This window comes from Reyranella sp. GW821-FHT14A01, from assembly GCF_058803965.1.
Genome location: NZ_JBXAPM010000010.1, coordinates 248,667 through 269,924 on the forward strand (window position 1 = coordinate 248,667; position 21,258 = coordinate 269,924).

12 protein-coding genes are annotated in these 21,258 nt (G+C 66.5%); 5 read left to right on the forward strand and 7 right to left on the reverse strand.

The window, feature by feature from the left end; all coding sequences use genetic code 11:
* Positions 1–4 precede the first annotated feature (4 nt).
* Positions 5–1,780 (reverse strand): glycosyltransferase family 2 protein, encoded by a 1,776-nt coding sequence (locus AC1ROX_RS19340; RefSeq protein WP_493128079.1) that lies wholly within the window; start codon positions 1,778–1,780, stop codon positions 5–7.
* A gap of 482 nt (positions 1,781–2,262) precedes the next feature.
* Here AC1ROX_RS19340 and AC1ROX_RS19345 point away from each other — a divergent pair, with 482 nt between their 5' ends.
* The 3 genes from AC1ROX_RS19345 to AC1ROX_RS19355 are packed head-to-tail and all read left to right on the forward strand — an operon-like array spanning position 2,263 to position 11,826.
* On the forward strand, positions 2,263–9,696 hold the full coding sequence (locus AC1ROX_RS19345; protein WP_493128081.1) for an SDR family NAD(P)-dependent oxidoreductase: 7,434 nt from the start codon (positions 2,263–2,265) through the stop codon (positions 9,694–9,696).
* Complete coding sequence (locus AC1ROX_RS19350; RefSeq protein ID WP_493128083.1) at positions 9,693–11,048, forward strand: aminotransferase class I/II-fold pyridoxal phosphate-dependent enzyme; 1,356 nt, start codon at positions 9,693–9,695, stop codon at positions 11,046–11,048. Before AC1ROX_RS19345 ends, AC1ROX_RS19350 begins: the two co-directional genes overlap by 4 nt.
* Positions 11,049–11,055: 7 nt before the next feature.
* Complete coding sequence (locus AC1ROX_RS19355) at positions 11,056–11,826, forward strand: SDR family NAD(P)-dependent oxidoreductase (protein WP_493128085.1); 771 nt, start codon at positions 11,056–11,058, stop codon at positions 11,824–11,826.
* A 14-nt stretch (positions 11,827–11,840) separates the two neighbouring features.
* Here AC1ROX_RS19355 and AC1ROX_RS19360 read toward each other — a convergent pair whose 3' ends face one another.
* Positions 11,841–12,650, reverse strand: a complete 810-nt coding sequence (locus AC1ROX_RS19360) for a class I SAM-dependent methyltransferase (protein WP_493128087.1) — start codon at positions 12,648–12,650, stop codon at positions 11,841–11,843.
* Positions 12,651–12,792: 142 nt separating this feature from the next.
* Here AC1ROX_RS19360 and AC1ROX_RS19365 point away from each other — a divergent pair, with 142 nt between their 5' ends.
* Together AC1ROX_RS19365 and AC1ROX_RS19370 are read left to right on the forward strand one after the other, a co-directional pair.
* Positions 12,793–13,380 (forward strand): CDP-alcohol phosphatidyltransferase family protein, encoded by a 588-nt coding sequence (locus AC1ROX_RS19365; protein ID WP_493128089.1) that lies wholly within the window; start codon positions 12,793–12,795, stop codon positions 13,378–13,380.
* A gap of 43 nt (positions 13,381–13,423) precedes the next feature.
* Positions 13,424–14,707, forward strand: coding sequence for a nucleotide sugar dehydrogenase (locus AC1ROX_RS19370; RefSeq protein WP_493128091.1), 1,284 nt, complete (start codon positions 13,424–13,426; stop codon positions 14,705–14,707).
* Positions 14,708–14,857: 150 nt separating this feature from the next.
* Here AC1ROX_RS19370 and AC1ROX_RS19375 read toward each other — a convergent pair whose 3' ends face one another.
* The 5 genes from AC1ROX_RS19375 to AC1ROX_RS19395 form a co-directional block, all read right to left on the reverse strand.
* Positions 14,858–15,472, reverse strand: a complete 615-nt coding sequence (locus AC1ROX_RS19375) for a hypothetical protein (protein WP_493128093.1) — start codon at positions 15,470–15,472, stop codon at positions 14,858–14,860.
* Positions 15,473–15,584: 112 nt separating this feature from the next.
* Positions 15,585–17,897, reverse strand: a complete 2,313-nt coding sequence (locus tag AC1ROX_RS19380; protein WP_493128095.1) for a GumC family protein — start codon at positions 17,895–17,897, stop codon at positions 15,585–15,587.
* A 248-nt stretch (positions 17,898–18,145) separates the two neighbouring features.
* Positions 18,146–18,700 (reverse strand): polysaccharide biosynthesis/export family protein, encoded by a 555-nt coding sequence (locus tag AC1ROX_RS19385; RefSeq protein WP_493128097.1) that lies wholly within the window; start codon positions 18,698–18,700, stop codon positions 18,146–18,148.
* A gap of 55 nt (positions 18,701–18,755) precedes the next feature.
* Entirely contained in the window at positions 18,756–20,102 is a 1,347-nt protein-coding gene (locus AC1ROX_RS19390) for an outer membrane beta-barrel protein (protein ID WP_493128099.1), read from the reverse strand.
* Between the two features lie 73 nt (positions 20,103–20,175).
* Positions 20,176–20,805, reverse strand: coding sequence for a hypothetical protein (locus AC1ROX_RS19395; RefSeq protein ID WP_493128101.1), 630 nt, complete (start codon positions 20,803–20,805; stop codon positions 20,176–20,178).
* Between the last annotated feature and the right edge of the window lie 453 nt (positions 20,806–21,258).

Consider the following 21,258-nt stretch of genomic DNA (forward strand, 5'->3'; position numbering starts at 1 on the left):
CGCGCTAGTGATCGAGGCTTGTACGCCGTGCCGTCAGCGACAGCGCCGGATGGAAGCAGGGATCATCGAGCACGGCATCCTTCCAACTTGCCCGGAAATGCTGCCTCTCCTTTGCATAGCGCTTTGCGACATTCGACCTGCCGCGCGTTGCGGACTCGTGATGTTTCAGCACCGCGTCGGGCGTGAAGACCGTCTTCCATCCGCGCTGCGCCAACCGCAGGCATAGATCGATGTCGCCGAGCTCGATCGGATATCTCTCCGCATCGAAGCCGCCGATCGCGTCGAACTTGCTCTTCTCGACGGCCAGGCAAGCGCCCGTGACGGCTGACACTTCGTGAGGAACCCTCAATCGATCGAGGTAGCCTTTATATGCGGCCTCCCTGCCGATATCGATATGGGCTGCGTAGCCCCCCAGGCCCAGCACAAGCCCGGCATGCTGGAGGCGCCCGGAGGGATAGAGAAGCTTGGCGCCCACCGCGCCCACGTCCGGCCGCATTGCCCAGCTCATGAGATTGGCGAGCCAGTCCGGCCGCATCGCCTCGGTATCGTTGTTGAGAAAGACGAGAACCCGCCCCTGGGCAAGTTCGGCGCCGCGATTGCACAGGGTGGAGAAATTGAACGGTCCGGGGGCTGCGATGACCCTCACCCAGGTGTGTGCCCCCGCCCGTTCAAGAAGATCCCGGGTCGCCGGCTCCTGGCTCCCGTTATCGACGATCAGCAGGTCGAAATTCCGCGGCTCCGTTTTCTCGATACCGGCCAGGCATGCGGCCAGCAGATGGGCACGGTCGCGCGTTGGGACGATGAGCGTGGCCGTTGCCCCCTGCGGTGCCGGCATGGCCGCCGTGATGGGATCGCTCGCTTCCGGTGACTTGCTCGACTTTGTCAGCAGGACGCGGCGGATATGACCGACGGGGCCCGCCTCAGCAGCAAAGAGTGCGTCCCAGGTCGACGGCCGCAGCATCTCTGCCGATGAAAGACCGGCCTGGGCCTCGAGCGCACGGCGCCTGAAGTAGACGGCTCGGCCGACATAAGGCCGCGCCCGGTGGAAGATCGGACTCCAATCGGGCTTGAGTTCCGGTGCGAAGTGCCGCCGGTTGGCATCGATCGAGTCCTCGTCGGCGTAAAACAGCGAAACCGTGGGGCGGTCCGACACGAACTCGACGAGCGCCGCCATTGCGTAGTCGGCAATCGTGTCGCCGGCAACGATCGGCAAGACGATGTCGGATGCTTCGAGCCCTTCCCAGAGCGCCCCGGCCCTCGCAGTGCCCTCGACGTGGACGGCGCCTCGGTCCCCTGGATAAGTCCCAGTCGGGCCGACGAGGACGAGCGACCAGTTCGGGTAGGACTGCCGCGCCAGCGAGGCGCAGGTCGCGTCGAGCGCTTCCGCAGCTTCGCTGCCGTCGGCCAGGACGATCGCGCGGATGTGCGGGCCTTGCCGCCAACTGTCTGGCGGAGCCTCCAGCCCCGCCAGATCCAGTCCTCGCGACGTTGCGGCGCGCCACTCGTGATAGCGTTCGAGCCGCGTCTTTCCGAGAAGGTCTTCCAGGAGTCCGTTCGCGGCGGCCTTGCCTCCCACCAGCATCAATCCTGCGGCAACCATGGTCTTCAGCGCGCTCCGCTTCCATGCCAGGGCCAGCAGTTCCCAAGGCGCCAGGACTTCGCAGGATGTCAGGCTGAAATCTCTCGCAGGGCAACCGGCGGACAAGGCAATGTCGATTCGACGCGTTCCGTTTGGAACGCGCCCTACCCATTCGCCGATCCCGAAGAGTGCGGCGGCCATCGGTGCCTCGCTCTCCGTCCCGTCGACCTCGAAGCGAATGACCGGACGGCGCGCGGAGCCGTAGAGGGCGATGCGATATCGCACCCGCAGCCAGCGACCGGCCGGAATGCCAGGTGCCCCCACTAGGTTAAATTGCTCATCAAGTGCAATTTGATCTTGTGGGGTACTACCTTTAAGGGGCTCGCAATCAACCACAGCCCAACGGGCATCCTGAAGTTGACGCTATCACCGTTATATCACTCCTTTGTGCACGCAAGTGCCGTACGCGCTTGCAGCATTGGTCTATCATACGGGCTGTGGCTGTCCCTCGGGAACGGCCCAGACGCGGGAACAACACAATTTAAGGCTATATATTAGGTCAGTAGTTTGATGTTACTTACGAATAGCGGTAAGGGCGTCGAACCGGGGGAGAATGGGGCTTTTGACATGCTGTGGATAGGGTCGAAGACGACGTCGTGCTGCGTCGGCGAACGAGCCTTTCAATGACGCGTCGGGACGAGGTTGCGATTGTCGGCTACGCCTGCCGTCTTCCCGGTGCGCGGAGCAGCGACGGCTTTTGGAAGTTGCTGCGCAATAATCGCTGCAGCGTCACACAGATCACGCCCGATCGATTCCCGACCCAGGCATTCTATCATCCCTCCGCCGAGCAGATAGGCCGCAGCTATTCGTTCGCTGCCGGCGTCATCGATGATGTGTGGGGCTTCGACGCCACCGCTTTCGGCATGAGCCCGCGCGAGGCCGAGCAGGTCGACCCGCAGCACCGCCATCTCCTCGAAGTGACCCACGACGCCCTCGCCCACGCCGGCATCCGGCCGTCGACCATCACCGGCAGCCCGGTGGGGGTCTATGTCGGCGCCTCGTCGGTCGACCACGCAGCACGCTTCTTTGCCGACCCATCCGCCGCCGGCATGCACATGATGACGGGCAACTCGCTCAGCATCATGGCCAATCGCATCTCCTATACGTTCGACCTGCGGGGGCCGAGCCTCGCGATTGATACGGCCTGCTCGTCTTCCCTGGTCGCGCTGGACCTCGCGGCTGAAGCGATTCGAAGCGGCACCATCGACACGGCCATCGTTGGCGGCGTCAATCTGCTGCTGTCGCCCTTCTCCTATGTCGGCTTTTCCCGCGCGTCGATGCTGTCGCCGACCGGTCTCTGCCGTCCGTTCGACGCGTCGGCGGATGGATATGTCCGCGCCGAAGGCGCGATCGCGGTCGTGCTTCGCTCGATGTCCTCGGCGCTGAAGGCCCGCAGCCGCATCCACGCGGTGATCGTCGGTTCGGGCGTGAACCAGGACGGCCGCACCACCGGCATGTCGCTGCCCTCCGCCGAGTCGCAGCGGAGGCTGCTGGAGCAGGTCTATGGCGACTTCGGGGTGGATCCTGCCGATCTCAGCTTCGTCGAGGCTCATGGAACCGGCACGCGGGTCGGCGATCCCATCGAAGCGGATGCGCTCGGCAAGGGTCTTGCCCAGAAGCGCACGCAACCCCTGCCAATCGGTTCGGTGAAATCCAATGTCGGCCATCTCGAGCCGGTGTCCGGTCTGGCCGGCCTGCTGAAGTCCGTCATCGCCCTCGACCGGGGCGTGGTTCCGGCCACCCTGCACCAGCGCGCCCCGAATCCCGACATTCCGTTCGGCGATCTCAATCTCGAGGTCATCGCCCAGAACCGCCGCCTGCCCGACCAGCGCGGTCCCGAGCTGGTCGGCGTCAATTCGTTCGGATTCGGCGGCACCAACTCGCATGTCATCCTGCGCAGCGACCGGACCGTGGCGCATCTCGTGCAGGTCAACACGGCGACCACGCCGCCGCCGCTGCTGCTGACGGCCCACAATGCCGACGCCTTGACGGCCCTGGCCGGCCGTTACGTCGAGAAGTGGCCAGCGACCACGCGCGAAGCCACGGCCTTCATTTCCGCCAGCGCCTATCTCCGGGACGCGCTGCCACACCGCCTGATCGCCCGCGGCGAGACGACGGACGAGGTCCGGCATCATCTCGCTTCCTTCGTGAAAGGCGAGAAGTCCGCCTCCATCCTCACCGGGCAGGCGCTCGGCACCGACCAGCCGCTCACTTTTCTTTTCTCCGGCAACGGGTCCCAATGGGTCGGCATGGGCCGCGATGCCTGGGAAACCAATCCCGTCTTCCGCAACGCCCTGAAGGACATCGACGGTCGTTTCGGCAGGGTCCAGAACTGGTCGATCGTCGATACGCTGTTCGCCGACGACCTGACGCCACGGCTGCGGCGGGCGACCTATTCGCAGCCGCTGCTGCTTGCCCTGCAGGTCGCCACGGTGCGGTCTCTCGAAGAGCGGGGCATTGTGGCAAGCGCAACCCTCGGCCACAGCGTTGGCGAGATCGCCGCCGCCTGGTGTGCCGGTGCCTTGAGCCTCGACCAGGCCATCGACGTCGTGATCGCCCGCAGCCGCAACCAGGAGAACGTTCGCGGCAGCGGCGGCATGGCGGCGCTGATGCTGAGCGACCGCGAGGCACGACGCTTTCTGAAGACCGCCGGCGCCCCCGGCGTCGAGATCGCCGCGATCAACAGCTGGCGCAGCGTCACGGTGTCGGGAACCATCGCGGACATCGACCGCGTGCTCCAGGCAGCGGCCGAGATGCGAATCAGCGCACGACGCCTCGATCTCGACTATCCGTTCCACAGCGCACTGATCGATCCCGTTCGCGGCCCGCTCCTGCGCGAATTGGAGGGGCTCCGCCCGCTACCCTTCCATAAGAATTTCGTGTCGTCGGTGGCCGGCGCAGCGGTGTCTCCGGAGACGCTCGGTGCCGATCACTGGTGGCGCAACGTCCGCGAGCCCGTCCAGTTCGAACCGGCTCTGAACGGCCTGTTAAACGACGGCATGCGCGTTTTCGTCGAGGTGGGACCGCGGCCCATTCTGGCCAGCTACGTGCGCGACGCCTTCCGGGAAGCCGGCACGCGCGGCATCGTCATCGAAACCCTGACCGAGGGCGACGGCCAGTCCGCCTTCGATCCGGTCGAGCGGGCCGCCTCCAAGGTCGCGCTGGCCGGCGGCAAGGTGGAAATGCAGCGGTTCTTCGGCCCGGCGCCGGCGACCGCCGTCGCCCTGCCCCTCTATCCCTGGCAGCATACCCACTTCAAGGTGTCCCCGACGGACGAGGCCAGCACGGTCCTGATGCCGCCGGCTCATGCGCTGCTCGGCGCGCGGCCGCGGCGGGACGGCTCCGAGTGGTTTTCCACGGTAGATCCCGCACTCTATCCCTGGATAAACGACCACAAGGTCGGCGATGTTCCTGTCCTTCCGGCAACGGCCTACGTCGAGACCATGCTGGCGGTGGCCCGCGAGATCCATCCGGAAGGAGCCCTGGAGCTCCGCGACCTCGATATCCTTCGGCCGCTCGTTTTCGAAGGCGGCATCTCGTTCGAGATTTCCACCCGGCTCGCCCACGAAACGGGTGTCGTCGAATTGCTGTCGCGGCAGCGCGGCGGCAGCGGCGCCGGCTGGACCCTCAATGCCCGCGGTATCGTCGGGCGCTCGCCGATTGCCGGCAAGGCGACCCTTCCGCCGGCCGTACCGGACCATGCCGTCATCGTCCCCAAGAGCAGCGTCTATGCCTGGGCCAGCGATCTCGGTTTCACCTACGGTCCGACGTTTCAGCGTGTCCGGCAGGTCGTTTTCCCCGAATCGAAATTCGGGATCGGCAGCCTCGACCGGCCCGATGCGCTCGTGCACGGCACGCAGATCGTCGATATCACGGCATTCGATGCCGCTTTCCATGCGCTCTTCGCCGCGGAAGAAGCCGGCGTCGCGGACATGCCGATGAAGCGCATGCTGCCCGTCCGCTTCGGCTGCGTTCGCGTGTTCGAGGCTGGCGCCATCGTCACCCGTGTAACCGCCCGGACGCTCAGGCAGTCGCTGAGTTCGATGGTCGTCGATATCGACCTCTGGGACGAACACGGAAAACTCGTCACCTCGGCCCAGAATGTCCGGCTCGTCGAGGCCCCCGCCGAGCTGGCCGCGGATCCCAAATCGCTCAGCTATCGCACCACCACCTGGCATCTCGAGCGTGCGGGCCTGCCCTCGACGCTCGTGCCTGGTCATGTTGACGTGGAACGGCCTGCCGGCAGCGCCGCCGCCCTCTCCGAAGCCCTGCTTCTGCTGGAAGCCGGAACCCTGCGCGCAACCTGGTCTGCCCTCAAGGTCCGGCCGCCGGTCGAACCGCCGAAGAACGATGAAGCGGCGGCCGGCGACGATGGCGCTTCGTGGGCTTCTTTTCTTCGATCCGCCCTTCTGTGGCATCTCGAAGCGAAGAACCTCGCCGTGGATCGCGACGGCGTTCGCACCCTCGTCCCCTCTTGCGATCTTCCCGAGATCGACTCCATCGTCAGTACGTTGCTCGTTCGGCACCCGTCGATGGGCGCCGAAGCGGCCAGCGTCTCGCGGCTCGAGAACATCATTGGCCGGCTGAGCGACGGCGACCCGACGGCCGTGAGCGAACTCGGCTCGCCGCACTGGCGCAACCTCGGCCTGGCCTCCAATCAGATAAGCTGGCTGCGCGATGCCGTCGTGAGTGACGTCGCGGCTTCCATATCGCGCCACGACAGCGGCCGCCTGTTGCGGATGTTGATGGTGGGTGCCGATCATTTCGCAATAGCCGCCGATCTCAGCGCGCGCTTCACCAATCTCGAAATCATCCTGACGGACCTTGACGACGACCGGATGGAACAGGCGCGCGCCGCCATCGGCGACTCGGCCTCGCTCGTGCGTTGCCTGACCTGGTCCCAACTCGAGACGGTGCGCCCCGCTTCGCTGGACCTGGCTTTCGTCATCGATGCCTTGAGCGAGATCGCCGCCGGCAGCGACGACGGTATGGCGGTCATCACAAGGCTGTTGCGTCCCAACGCCCCGATGATCGCCGGTGAGCTGGCACCCAGCGCTTTCTGGGACATCGTCCGCGGCAGCCGGCGGCGCTGGTGGGCCCGCTCGGCCAACGCCGAGTTTCCGGTCGGCGCGCTGCTGACCGATCAGGAATGGATCGACGAACTTGAAACCGCGGGCTTCAGCAGCATTTCAGTGCTGCCCGCTCTCGGCGAAGCGCGCATAGGCGTAGTTGTCCGCGGCCTGGCCGGCGTCGGCATGGATCGTAACGCCACAGCGCCCCTCGAACCGGCTGTCTTCTCCTGGCAGGGCAGCGCCGCTGCCGATCTTCGGGCCGTCGTCGGCCATGACAGCGCCGAGCCGGCACGATCCGACCAGGTCGCGACGACCGACTTTGTGCTGTCTCTCTCCGCCGCCGATGGCGCCGCTGACCCGGTCGCTGCCCTCGCCGAGCGCCTCGATGAAGTGGCCGATCAATGCCGCCGTCTCGCCGATACGCCGGCGCGCCTCTGGGTCGTCGTCGACTTTGGCGAAACGGGTGGGCTGGCTCCGCTCGAGCAGCCGCTCTGGTGTGCGCTGATCGCGGCGACACGCGTTGCCCGCAACGAGTATCCGGGCCTGCACATTCGCTGTCTCGGCCTAGCCGGCCAGCCGCGTCTGCGCGTCGTCGAACGGGCTGCGGTCGAGATGCTTGTACCCGGCGAGGAACGCGAAGTGTTCTTCTCGGGTGAAAGCCGCATCGTCTTCCGCATCGAGCGCGGCGCCACCGCTCCCCGTCCGCGCCAGCCGTTGGCCAGCGACATGATGCTGCGGCTCGTGACCCGGCAGGGTTCGGGCCGCGGCGCGCTCGGCTGGATTCCGGAGCCGCGAAAGGCGCCGGAAGCCGGCGAAGTCGAGATCGAGGTGGCGACCACCGGCCTCAACTTCCGCGACGTGATGTGGAACCTGCGTCTGCTGCCCGAAGAGGCGCTGGAAGACGGCTATGCCGGTCCGGGCCTGGGCATGGAGTGCGCGGGCACGGTCGTCCGCGCGGGCCCCGGCGTCGAGGATCTGGCGGTCGGCGATCGCGTCCTCGCCTTCGCCCCCGGCGCCTTTGCCAGCCACATCGTCGCGAAGACTTTCGCGGTCAGCAAGCTGCCGAACCAGCTGTCGTACGAGGACGCCACGACGCTGCCCGTCGCATTCCTCACCGCCTACTACTCGCTCGCCCACCTTGCCCGGCTGAGGCCCGGCGAATCCGTGCTGATCCACGGCGGCGCCGGCGCCGTCGGCCTGGCCGCCATGCAGGTCGCCAAGCATCTCGGCGCGACGGTCATCGCGACGGCCGGGAGCGGCGAAAAGCGCGCCCTGCTGCGCAGCCTCGGCGCCGACTTCGTCTGCAATTCCCGCACCTTGGCTTTCGCCGAGGAAATAATGGGCTTCACCGGCGGCAAGGGCGTCGACGTCGTCCTGAATTCGCTGGCCGGCGAGGCGATGATCCGCTCCATGGATTGTCTGAAGCCGTTCGGCCGCTTCATCGAACTGGGCAAGCGCGACTTCTATGCCAACACCCATCTCGGGCTGCGGCCGTTGCGCCGCAATCTGAGCTACTTCGGCGTCGACATCGACCAGCTCATTGGCGTCCACAAGGCGCTTTCGCAGCAACTGTTCGCCGATGTCGTCGGCCTCTTTGCCGACGGCCAATTCTCGCCGCTCCCGCATCGCGTCTTCGACGGAGCGCATATCGGCGAGGCATTCCGGCTGATGCAGCGCGCCGGCCATATCGGGAAGATCGTCGTGACGCCGGCCCGACAGGCCACTGTCTCGGAAACACCCGTCGGCACCTTCCCCGTCGATGCCGACGGTTGGCACGTCGTGATCGGCGGCACGAGCGGCTTCGGCTTCGCAACGGCCGAATGGCTGGCCGATCGCGGCGCCCGTCATATCGCGTTGGTCAGCCGATCGGCTCACCTGTCCGAGACCGTCGCCACTCAGGTCGAGGCCTTGCGCGGCAAGGGGGTGACCATCGAGATCGCTTCCGTCGACGTGGCCGACGCGGCCGTTCTCGATCGCTTCGTCGATCAGCTCGGCCGTCAGCGTCCGATCAAGGGCCTGGTCCACGCCGCCATGGTGCTCGACGACAGGCTGATCCAGGGGATCGACCGCGAGTCGCTCGAGACCGTGCTGCGACCCAAGGCCAGCGGCGCCCTGAATCTCGAACGGATCGCCGGAAGGCTGGCGCTGGACTACCTTCTGCTCTTCTCGTCGGCCACCACGCTCTTCGGCAATCCGGGCCAGTTCAACTATGTCGCCGGCAATGCCTATGTCGAAGGCATCGCCCGCCGCCTGCGCGCCAAGGGGTTGCCGGTGCTCGCCGTTGCCTGGGGCGCCATCGAGGATGCCGGCTATCTCGCCCGGCACATCGAGGCGAACTCCAGCCTGAAGAGGCGTTTCGCCGCCACGTTGATGCCTGCCCGCACGGCGCTGAACGGACTGGACTGGGCCTTCGATGCCGACGGAAACCAGCTTGTCGACGCGTGCTCGATCGCCCGTGTCGATTGGGGCATGGCCAGGCGGGAACTCGCCGCGGTGCGTGCGCCGACCTTCAACGCCATCGACACCGGCAGTGCGTCGCGGCAGTCCGGCCAGGCGGCGGTTACCCTCGAGCGGCTGCGCGCCATGCCGCCCGAAGAAGCGACCGCGGCCCTGCTCGAGATCGTGGTCGAGGAGATCGCCCGCGTTCTCCGCCTGCCTCCCAAGGAAATCGACCGGCATCGGCCGCTGGCGGAAATCGGCATGGATTCGCTGATGATGCTTGAGCTGCGCACGACCGTGGAGGCCTCGCTGCAGATCGAGCTGCCGATGATGTCGCTGGCCAGCGGCATCACGCCAGCCGATGTCGCGCGCCGCGTCACGCCGCTCGTGACCGGCGAGACGCCCCGCGACGCCGTACCGAGCACGCTGGTCACCCTGTCGTCGAGCCATTTCGCCGAACAGGCGGCCGGCGCCAAGGCGTCGGAGAAGCGCGCGGCCGTCACGGCCGTGATGCAGCGCGTCAAGCAGATCGACGGACCGTTATGAACCAGCCCCGATCGAACGCCGCACAGGAGACGGTCGATCGCATACGGCAGGCTCTCGGCCATTCCACCGTTCCCCCGCACCGGGCTCCGGCCGGCCCGGCAACGGGTGAGCGGCGGGAATTCGACTTCACCACGCTGCCCGAATACGAGATCCTGAAGATCTGGAAAGCCGTGGGCGATCTCACCAGCATCGGCAACCCCTTCTATCGCCTGCATGACGGCCGCGCCGGCAACACGACATCGATCGACGGGCGCACGGTCGCGAACTTCTCCTCCTACGACTATCTCGGACTGAACGGACATCCCGACGTGGCGGCGGCGGCCAAGGCCGCGATCGACCGGTTCGGCACATCCGTGTCGGCCAGCCGGCTGTCGGCCGGCGAACGCCAGGTGCATCGTGACCTCGAGGCTGCGCTCGCGCGCCTGAGCGGAACCGAGGACGCCATCGCCTTCGTGAGCGGCCACGGCACGAATGTGTCGGTGATCGGCGAACTGCTGGGCCCCGAAGACCTCATCGTGGCGGATGCCGTCATCCACAACAGCATCATCGAGGGCGCCAAGCTGTCGGGCGCCAAGCGGGTCCTCTGCCCGCACAACGACCTCGACGCCTTCGAACGCGCGCTGCGGCTCAATCGGGCACGATACCGGCGCGCTTTGATCGTCGTCGAAGGTCTCTACGGCATGGACGGCGACGTCCCCGATCTCGCCGGCCTGATCAAGCTGAAGCGCCGGTACAATGCCTGGCTGATGGTCGACGAAGCGCATGCGACCGGCGCGCTCGGTGGGACCGGCCGCGGCGTCGCCGAGGAACAGGGCATCGATCCGACGGAAGTCGAGATCTGGATGGGCACGCTCAGCAAGGCCCTGGCCGCCGCCGGTGGCTACATTGCCGGCAGCCGCGCCCTCATCGAGCTGATCAAGTACACATCGCCGGGTTTCGTCTTCAGTGTCGGCCTTTCGCCTCCGGTGGCTGCAGCGGCGACGGCGGCCATCGACGTGATGATGCGCGAGCCATGGCGTGCGACCGCGCTCCGCCGCAATGGGCTGGCCTTGCTCGAGCGGGCCAGGGCGTGCGGCCTGAACACCGGACTGAGCATTGGCGCATCGGTCGTGCCGGTCATCGTCGGCAACTCGCCACAGACGGTGATGCTGTCCGAGCGCCTGCTGGAACGCGGCTTCAACGTCGTGCCGGCGGTCTTCCCGGGCGTGGCAGAAAACCAGGCACGGCTCCGGTTCTTCGTCACGTCGCAGCATACGCCGGAGCAGATCGAAGCGGTGATCGGCGCGGTGGCCGAGGAGCTGCCGAAGATCCGCACCGGCTCTTCTTTCGTCAGCACCATCGCCAGTCGCTGACCGCGGCATGGATTTCACGACGATCGTCATCACCGGCGCGTCCAGCGGCATCGGCGCGGCGCTCGCACGTTCCCTCGCCGCACCGGGCCGCACCCTGGCATTGCTTGGCCGCAATACCGAGCGCCTCGAGGCGGTCGCGGTCGCCTGCCGGGCGAAAGGCGCGACCTGCAGGATCGCCAGCCTGGACATGTCGGACACGGACCGGATCGCGGCCTTCCTCGGGGAGGTCGCGCGCGCCGCGCCCATCGACCTGCTGATCGCCAATGCCGGCATCCTCGACGGTCGGGCGGCGGACGAGACCGTCGAGCGCGGCGGCGTCGCGAGACGGGTGCTCGAAACCAATCTCCTGGCGACCGTCGATATCGTCCATCTCGTGCTGCCCGCCATGCAGAGGAACCGGCACGGCAGCATCGTGCTCGTGGCGTCGCTCGCCTCGCTGGTCCCGCTGCCCGACGCGCCCGCCTATTCGGCCTCCAAGGCCGGGCTGCTGTCCTATGGGTTGGCGTTGCGGGATGCCGTCGCGGCGGAGGGAATTCAGGTTGTCGTTGCCTGCCCCGGCTTCGTCGCCACCGCCATGGCTGACAAGCACCTTGGGCCCCGTCCCGGCGAGATCTCCGCCGACGACGCGGCGTCACGGATTCTCGCCGGCCTGCGACGGAACAAGGCCATGATCGGCTTTCCCCTCATGCCCTTCTGGCTATCGCGGCTCAGCCTTCTCGTGCCCGAGGCGATCCGTCGCCGGGGTATGAAAGACACCCGCTTCCACGTCGGCCGGTAGGCCAGGCGCCTCCCTCAGGCGGGAGCCGCCTGCCGGCGCAGCACGGCCATTGCGAAACAGTGCTCGCCGTCCTGCCAACCGCGATAGCGCTCGCTGCCCTCCACCATCAGCATCTCGCGCACGCGGGCGCGGAGAAACGCCGGCACCCAGGCCGCCGCCCTAACGGCGCGCGGGCTACGCTCGCGAATGGATCGCCTCGCGCCCTCGGAAACGTCGCGCAGCGCGTCGACCGCCAGTCCACCCAGGCGAGCCAGGCGCCGGAAGCGTCCTTCGGCTTCGACGAAGGTTGAGGACGATTCCGCCAGAAACAATCGTCCCGATGGCTTCAGGACCCGCATTGCCTCGCGGACGAATTCCTCCTCGACGAAATAGTTCAACGCGTCGACGCAGACGAGGCAGTCGAAATGCCCATCCTCGAACGGCAGCCGGGTTGCCTCCCCCTGACGGAGATCGATGCCGAGCTGCCGTCCCCGCCGGGCAGCGACGGCGGACACGTCGATTCCGACGACCGTCCGCGGCCCATGTCGTTTCGACAGATAGAGCAACCCGCCGCCGCGGCCTGCCGCGACCTCGATCACGGCGCTCTGCCGCCACGTTTCCGTATCGAGCCCCGCGAGCGCGAAGAGTTCGGCATAGAGCTGGATCTGGCTGGCGTCACCGGCCAGCACCGGATCGGCGAGAATGGCCGGATCGACCGGCGCCAGACCGACGTTGAACGCCGTCGCCTGACGGCTGCCCGGCCAAGCGTAGACCAATTCATAGACGAGCCGGCGCGCCCAGGGGCTTTTCGGTATCAACGAGGGCAAGAACGGTCCCGGGTACAATACGAAGCGGCATGGGGTAGGCTATTCTCTGCAGACCATGCCGACGGACCGAGAAATCCCCCTCACACGTTCCAACCGAGGCTGGCTATCGGTGCCGGAGCAATGGCTTATCGCATGGATCGCCCCCCGGTTGCCACGCTGGATGTCGCCTGACTTCCTGACCGCTCTCGGTTTTGCCGCCTCCATCGTCGCGTGCGCCGCCTACACGTGCGCCGCCGGGAACCCGGCATGGCTCTGGGTCGTGAACGCGGCCCTGATCGTGAACTGGTTCGGCGATTCCCTCGATGGCGCCATCGCCCGCCGACGCGGCATCGAGCGGCCGCGCTACGGCTTCTTCCTCGACCAGTCGATCGACGTGCTGAGCCAGTTCCTGTTCGCAATCGGCCTCGGCCTGTCCGGGTTCGTTCGCATGGACGTCGCCGCCATCGGGCTCGCGACCTATTTCATGATGACCGCCCAGGGCCTGCTGCGCGCCGAGGTCGCCCGGACCTTCCATCTCGCCAGCGCCGGCTTCGGCCTGACCGAAGTACGCTGCCTCTTCCTGGCGGCCAACATCGCGTTCTATCTGAAGCCGCCGGTGCCGTTCGACATCGCCGGCATGACCTTAGGCTACGGCGACGTGCTGGGTATGGTCTGGATCGCCGCCAATCTCGGCCTCTACGTCGCGGGCATGATCGCCCAGCTCGGCCAGCTCGCCCGCGACGAGCCGCCGGCCGGGAAAGACCGCTGAAATTGGATGCCAGCGACGGCGTGACCTGTCAGAAATCCCGGGAATGAAACGGCACATCTCCGTCATCGGGCTCGGCTACGTCGGCCTGCCCGTCGCCGCCGGCTTCGGCCGCATCGGTTATCAGGTACTGGGCTTCGACATCGATGCCCGCCGCATCGCCGAACTCTCCCACGGCCATGACCGCACGGGCGAGGTCGAGCCGGCCCGGCTCACGGCACCCGGCCTGCGGTTCTCTTCCGATCCCCGCGATCTGGCGGCGGCCGACTTCCACATCGTGACCGTGCCGACCCCGATCGACGCCAGCAAGCAACCCGACCTGGCTCCCTTGAAAGGCGCCTCGGAGACGATCGGCCGGACGCTCAAGCGCGGCGACATCGTGGTCTACGAGTCGACGGTCTATCCCGGCGTCACCGAGGACATCTGCATTCCCGTGCTGGAGAAGGCGTCCGGGCTCAAGTGGAAGACCGACTTCAACGTCGGCTACTCGCCCGAGCGCATCAATCCCGGCGACAAGGAACGCCGCTTCGACAACATCCTGAAGATCGTGTCGGCCGACACGCCCGAGACGCTCGACATCGTCGATGCGACCTATCGGGCGGTCGTGACGGCCGGCACCCACCGGGCCGGATCGATCAAGGTCGCCGAATTCGCCAAGGTGCTCGAGAATACCCAGCGCGACATCAACATCGCGCTGATCAACGAGGTGGCTCTGATCTCGGACCGGCTGGGGATCGATACGCGCGACGTGCTCGACGCCGCCGGCACCAAGTGGAACTTCCTGCCGTTCAAGCCCGGCCTGGTCGGCGGGCACTGCATCGGCGTCGATCCCTTCTACATCGCCCACAAGGCCGAGGAAGTGGGCTACCATCCGCACGTCATCCACTCGGGTCGACGCGTCAACGACAGCATGGGCGTGCATGTGGCCAACCGGGTGCTGCGCAGCGTCATGCGCCATGCCGGTAACGGCCGCCCCGTCGTCACCGTGCTGGGCGTCACCTTCAAGGAAAACGTGCCCGATATCCGCAATACGCGCGTCGTCGACATCGTGCGCGAACTCGAGGATTTCGGGGTAACGGTGCAGCTTCACGATCCGATGGCCGACGGCGGCCTGTTGCGCGAGGAGTACGATCTCCGGCTGACGCCGCTCGACCAGCTCGAGCCCGCCGATGCCGTCGTGCTCGCGGTCGCCCATCGCCTTTATCGCGAAGGCGGCTGGTCGCTGGTGAAGCCCTTGCTGAAGCCCGCCCCCGGCGGCTTCGTGGCCGACGTCACCGGCCTTCTCGACCGCGCCGCGACGCCCCAGGACGTCACGCTCTGGCGCCTTTAGCAGGCTGTTGAAATAGGTTTTTGAGAAGTACCGGCGAGCAACATTGAGCCGTCAACGGTCACCGCAACATATGATTCAGGAGCCGCCGAGTCCGATTCGTCTGATTCGTTTGTTTCGTTTATTTCGTTTGCTCAGGATGGCATCGACAGCCTACATCGGCGGCGTGAGACCGTCCTTGCCGACCAGCAGGCGGGTGACGGTCAATGTGCCGTCCGCCGCCTTCGCGGCGCCGGCAAAGATCTTTGCCCCGACCTTTGCGTCGCTCCGCTCGCCCGGCAGGAAGGTCACGATCGGCGTGCCCGGCTTCACCTTGATGACCTGGCTGCCGTCCTTGTATTTCAGCGTCAGCGTCTGCCCGTCACCGCCGGCCGCCACGGTCGCCACCGTGGCGTTGGTCATCATGCTCTCGGGCTGGAGATCCCACGGATAGTGACCTTCGTTGCTGCCGCGGGCGGCTTCGGGAAACACCAGGACCTCGAGCGCATTCTGGCTGCCGTCGGGCCCCTTGATCGAGGCGACGCCGACGAAGCTGTTCTCCTTGATGTCCGACAGGGCGAGCGGGCCCACCAGGGCCACGCTCCAATTATCGGCCAGCTTCACCTCCACGGTGGTGCCTTCGCGCGTGGCGATGGTGGCGGTCTTGCCGTCGATCGCGGAAAGCGTGCCGCGCAGGCGCGTCGGCGGGCTCTGGGCAAAGGCCGAAGCAGCGAGCGCTGCAGCCACCATAAAGGCGGTGCAGCCCTGGATGAGGCGGATGGGATTCATGGAGCGTCTCCTCGACGGGAGGCGCAACGGTCGCATGGAAGCGGCGGCAGGGCCGCTTACGATTGCGTGAGCGCCGCGCGAACGGTCGAGGACCGCCGCGCGGCGACGAAGACTACCTCTTCGAGGCCAGTGTGAGCGGCGGACGGCCGGCAGCGTTGGCGGCCATGTCGACGCCCGCACCGTAGTAGCCGCGATACCGCGAGTAGTAGTCGCCGTGATCGCCGTAGCCGTAGCGCGCATGCTTGGCCAGGTTGACGCGGTTGATGACGACACCGACATGCGTGGTGACGTTCAGTAGCGCCGAGATCGCCGTCTTGACGACCTCGCGCGGGGTCTTCGCCCACTGCACGATGAACACCGTGTAGTCGGCCAGACGCGAGATGATGCGCGCATCGGAGACCGCCATCACCGGCGGACCGTCGAGGATCACGAGGTCGTAGCGCTCGGCGAAGACACCGAGGGCCGCCTTCATGGCGTGCGACTCGAGGATTTCCGGCGCGTTCGGCGTGCTGGGGCGGGCGCAGATATAGTCCACGCCCGACAGGTCGTGGCGCCGGGTGCACTCCTCCAGCGTCTTGATGCCCATCAGGTACTCGTCGATCGTGCCGCCGCGATCCTTGAGGCCGAGCGCCGCCGAGAGGCGGGCCTGGCGCAGGTCGAGGTCGACGACCAGCACGCGACGCGAGGCGTTCATCTTCGTCAGCAGACCGCCCAGGGCAGCCACGAAGGTGGTCTTGCCCTCGCTCGGCGTCGACGAGGTGATGGCGATGATGCGCGGCGGCCGGTCGAGGCTGCCGAGACTGATCGCCGTGAACACCGCTCGTATCGACTCCGCCGCCGGCGAGGTCGTGTTTTCGAGCACGTGGGTCACGACGTTGGAACGCGTGGTCGCCGGTCCCTTGACCTCGGGCACCATGCCGAGCACGCCCACCCCGGTCGCTTCCTCGACCTGGGCGGCCGAACGGAACACGCGGTCGAGCTTCTCGGCGGCGACGGCGCCGGCCATGCCGAACAGCGAGCCGATGATGAACGCCGCCATCAGGCCGCTCTTGTAGTTCGGCGAGGACGGCGCCCCCGACGGATGGGCGTAGGCCAGGATGCGGGCATCGGCGCGCTGGATGTCCTGCTGCTCGCGCAGCTCCTTGAAGCGCGTCAGGAAGCCCTCGTACAGGGTGCGGTTGGACTGGGCCTCGCGCTCGAGCTGCTTCAGCTCGGCCTCGTACTGGCTGGCGGTGCCGGCAACCACCGACGCCTTGTCGACGAGTTCCTTGAGCTCGTCCTCCTCGGACTTGGCGGCGTCGAGCTCGGCACGGACCGCGAGCGTGATGCGCTGCGTCTCGGTGATGAACCGCGCCCGGATCGAGGCCAGCTCGTTGCGGACCTGCTGGATCTTCGGATGGTTCTCGCCGAGCTGCGACGAGAGCTCGGCGGTCTTGCGGGTGAGATCCACGTCCTGGATGCGCAGCGCGGCCAAAGTGGTGTTGCCCGACACTTCCGGGATGTTGGCGAGTTCGCCCGGGTTGAGGCTCGCCTTGCTGAGCGCTATCAGACGGCCTTCGCGCTCGATGCGGCGGCCCTTGGCGGCGGTGTAGCGGCCATTGAGATCGGACAGCGTCTGGGTCGAGACGGCCCCCTCGGGGCTGCCGGCCAGGCCCTTGTCGCGCCGGTAGGCGGCGACCGCCTCTTCCGCGACCTGCAGGTTGCGACGCAGCTCCGCCAGGCGTTGCTCCAGCCACTCGGTGGCGCGGCGGTTGGCCTCGTTCTTGGTGTCGATCTGGTCAGCGAGATAGGCCTCGGCGATCGCATTCGCAATGCGCGCCGACATGGTGCCGTCGGGGCTTTCCACGGTGATCAGGATGACGAAGGTCCGGCCAAGCAGCGTGACGCTCAGGCGGCCGGCAACGGCGCCGATCGCGGCGCGGCGGCGCGGATCGCTATCCTCGGCCGGACGGCCGGTGCGGGCCGGCGCGGTCGCGGCCGTTGCCGGCTGCGGCTTCGGCGGCGGCGCCAGCAACGTGGAAATACCGGTGCTCCACAGGTCCCGCAGCGGCTGCAGGGCGTTGTCGATGAATCCCGGGGGCTTGGTGCCGTTGAACTCCGGATTGTTTGCAAGGCCGAGCTTGTCGACGACCCGGCCGATCAGGAACTCGGACTGGATGACCTCGAGTTCGCTCTGGATCGCGCCCATGTTGAGCGTGTCGACGCCCGACAACGCGGCCTCGGTGTTGACGAACTTGGTGGTGCGCGTGTCGAGGATGATGCGCGACGACGCCTTGTAGAGCGGCGTGGCCTGGGCGATCACCAGCGCCATGAGCGCGGTCGCAATGAGGCCGCAGCCGATGATCAAGGCCTTGCGACGATTGAGCAGGCGCAGCCATTCCCACAGCTCGTTCGGCGTTTCGACCGGACGAACGGGCGCAAGCACCGCCGCTTCCGGTGCCGGCACCATTCGATTCTGATTGGGCTCATCCACAATGTGGTCCGCCCGAGGCAACGATCCCATCCCACAACACTCCGCGAAAAAGACAACTCGCGACGACACCCGATCGAGCACGCACCGTCCCGGCCCCAACCAGGACCGGTCCCCTACGCCACCCCTTCGACGAGCGGCCCCACACCGCCCATCCCCAAGCTTTACGCCAACGATTTACGCTGAACGCCTTACGCGAACCTTTAGAACCAACGCTCCGGCACCCGGATGATGTCGCCCGGCCCCACCGGTGAATCCTCCGTTACCGTCTCTTCCTGCCCTTGCTGCGCATTGAAGCGCTGAATCGTGATACGCGTCTTCGAGGCGCGCCTTGTATATCCGCCGGCGATCGCGATCGCCTGCAGGACGTTGATCCCCGACACATAGGGGAACGATCCCGGGCGGCTGATCTCGCCGATGATATAGAACGGACGCCTCGACACGAGGTCGACGCTGATCCGCGGATTGCGGAGGTAGCCGCCCGAACGATAGCGGTCGGCCAGCATCGTCTCGATCTCGGGCATCGACATGCCCAGCACGACCACCCGGCCGGCCATGCGCGGCGAGATCATGCCGGTCGAATCGACCTCGTACTCGCCCGACAGCTCGGTGTCGGACAGGACCGTGACGCGCAACCGGTCGCCCGGCGCGACGCGATATTCGCCCAGGCGCAGGTTCTGCGTGCCGAGCGAGGGCTGCTGGATGGTCAAGGTCGACATCGGCGGCTGCGGATCGCAGGCGCCGAGCATCAGTGTCATCGCTACGAAGAGCGGCCCGACGCAGCGGGAGAGGAAACGACTCAAATTCACCGGATCACCGCTTTGCAACGACTCGAACAGAAATCACTTCCCTCGTGTACGCCGGACCACCGCTGGCGACGTCGGTCGACGAGCCGCTCGTGTGTTCGTACAGGGGCCCGATCTGGACCTGCGGGCGCAGGGAATACAGCAAACCCAGAGACGCACGCCAGTAGTAATCGGTGCGCGGGCCGACGCCCGACCCCGGCACGGGGTTGTATTGCGCGATATTTATACCCGTTCCGCCGACCATCTGCCAGGCGTCGTGGATATCGTAAATGAAGTCGACGCCGAGCGTGGTCGACACGTAGTTCTGGTAGTTGCTGTAGGCCGATTCGTTGATCGTCCGCAGGAACGCCGGCCGGATGGTCAAAGGCTCATAGCCGTTCCAGCTGCCGGTCAGCCCGAAGGTAAACGCCGGCGTCGAGGTTCCGTCCGCGAAATAGCTCTGGTTGGTGTAGCCCACAAAGCCTTCCAGGCTCGTCTTCGGGGTGAACCTGACGGTGGCGCCCATACTGACGGACCAGCCGTTCGAATCGCGCTGCTGGCCGTAGACATTGACGTACTGGTCGTAGATGCGCTGGTTGAGGCCGGTCGATACCCAGACGTCGATGTCGTCGATAACCTCGTAGCCCACCCGGATGCGCTCATCGTATTCGATGCGATTGCGACTGACGGCCGGCAGGCCGCCCACGGGGATGATGCTGTAATCAACATACTGGTAACGGGTCACCGAAGCCTTGGCTTCGTAGAAGAATCGATTGAAGCGCTGGTAGAGCCCGATCTCGGCCGGCAGCGTATCGACGACGGTCGGCGCACTTGCGACCAGGGCGTTGGGCGTGCCGAGCGCTTCCGTCTGACGCCGGACGCCGACCATGGCGGTGGCGTACAGATCCTCCAGGATATCGAGCCGGCCGTCTGCCTGGACATAGCCATTCCAGTAATTCTGGGAGCTCGCATTCGAATAGAAGCCGAAGCCGCCACCGGCCATCACGCGCAGCGAATGGTTCAACCAATCCGACTTCAGCTCGACGATGGGCCTGATGAGCGTGTACGGCGAGCCCACGGTGGGCGCCGAGGTGGCGTAGACGTTGCTGTCGTAGCCCGCCTGCACCTCGAGCGTCGGATAGAGCGTGAAGGCGCCGATCGCTATGCCGACTTCGCCGTTTCCAATTCCCGGGCCTGTGGCGGAAACGGGAACGTCCGCCGGAATATCGACGGCGGGAGTCTGCTCGAAAAGAAACTGGGTGGCCGGCGACGACGATTCGATCTGGGCATGCGCAACCGATGCCGCGCACGTCAGCAATACCCAGCCGACAACAGGCGACCAAACCAGCTGCGATCGATTCGCACTAATCGTCATGGGTGTTTCGGGCCATCCACACAGCGGTCCGAGGGTCGGCTGGAAAAAACTTCCCTGCAGACTCTCCTGGACGCTACCGCGGGCTCTGCTGCTGCGGTTGCGTCGGGTCATAGATAACCGGTGGAAGCGGGCTAGGCGGCCCAGGAGGCGGCGGCCCCGGGGGCTGCGGATTCGAGACCGGCGTGATCGGCGGCTGTGGGGGCTGCTGCGGCGGCCCCGGCGGCTGCTGCGGCTGTCCCGGCGGATCGGGCGGCGTGAGGGTATTCACCCAGCTCGCGAGCGTCGGGCCGGAGACACCGCCCGGCGCCTCCAGCATTTGCGCAATCAGCTGCTGCATGGTCGGACCACCGGTCGGACCGTATGCCTGGCCGTAATACTGTGTATCGTTGGGCGGCGGGATCAGGGGATCGCCTGCCGTGGTCAGCCCCTCCAATCCTCCCGGCGGGCCGCCATCGGGCGCCGTGTTCTGCAGGGGCGCGGCCGGTTGCAACGGGCCGGCATTCTGCAGGGGGCCGTTGCTCTGCAACGGGCCGGCGCTTTGAAGCGGACCTGCGCTCTGAAGCGGGCCCGCGCTTTGCAGCGGTCCAGCCGTTTGCATGGGGCCGGCGCCCTGCAGCGGACCGGCATTCTGCAACGGGCCGCCGCCCTGCTGCGGCCCCTGCTGGGCTTGTTGAGCATCCGTTCCGGGGCCATTGCCGATCACAGGGCCACCGGCAGGCCCTGCACCCTGAACCGGGCCGGCTCCCTGCATGGGACCCGCCCCCTGTTGGCTGGGACCTGAGCCGGGCTGGGAGGCGCCGGACGGCGCCTGGGCGACCTCGGGACCGACCTGCGCAGAAGCGCTCACGGCCCAAAAGAGGGCCGACACCGCCGCGAGACCTTGCGTCCTGAGTGCAATTTTCGACATTTTACCCAACCTAACCGCGCGCCTGCGCGATATCCCGGTCAAATCTCTTGAGGTACCACCCACTTGGCCGTTTCGATGGTCTCGATCCGGTCCCACCCAAGTTGATTCCTAAACTAGCGAATTGCATGCAGAAAGCCAAGACCCCGGGATCCGCCGTGCCCAGCTCGACACTACCTCACCGAGCCGTCCGGCGAACTACCATGAATTTGTAGCGAAGAAGCCCAACAAACTGCAGGGTTTCGGCAATAA

Bases quoted from the DNA above. Each gene is read 5' to 3' on its own strand.
- AC1ROX_RS19340 (WP_493128079.1), bottom strand. From the start codon at position 1,780: ATGGCCGCCGCACTCTTCGGGATCGGCGAATGGGTAGGGCGCGTTCCA.
- AC1ROX_RS19345 (WP_493128081.1), top strand. From the start codon at position 2,263: ATGACGCGTCGGGACGAGGTTGCGATTGTCGGCTACGCCTGCCGTCTT.
- AC1ROX_RS19350 (WP_493128083.1), top strand. From the start codon at position 9,693: ATGAACCAGCCCCGATCGAACGCCGCACAGGAGACGGTCGATCGCATA.
- AC1ROX_RS19355 (WP_493128085.1), top strand. From the start codon at position 11,056: ATGGATTTCACGACGATCGTCATCACCGGCGCGTCCAGCGGCATCGGC.
- AC1ROX_RS19365 (WP_493128089.1), top strand. From the start codon at position 12,793: ATGTCGCCTGACTTCCTGACCGCTCTCGGTTTTGCCGCCTCCATCGTC.
- AC1ROX_RS19370 (WP_493128091.1), top strand. From the start codon at position 13,424: ATGAAACGGCACATCTCCGTCATCGGGCTCGGCTACGTCGGCCTGCCC.
- AC1ROX_RS19375 (WP_493128093.1), bottom strand. From the start codon at position 15,472: ATGAATCCCATCCGCCTCATCCAGGGCTGCACCGCCTTTATGGTGGCT.
- AC1ROX_RS19385 (WP_493128097.1), bottom strand. From the start codon at position 18,700: ATGACACTGATGCTCGGCGCCTGCGATCCGCAGCCGCCGATGTCGACC.
- AC1ROX_RS19390 (WP_493128099.1), bottom strand. From the start codon at position 20,102: ATGACGATTAGTGCGAATCGATCGCAGCTGGTTTGGTCGCCTGTTGTC.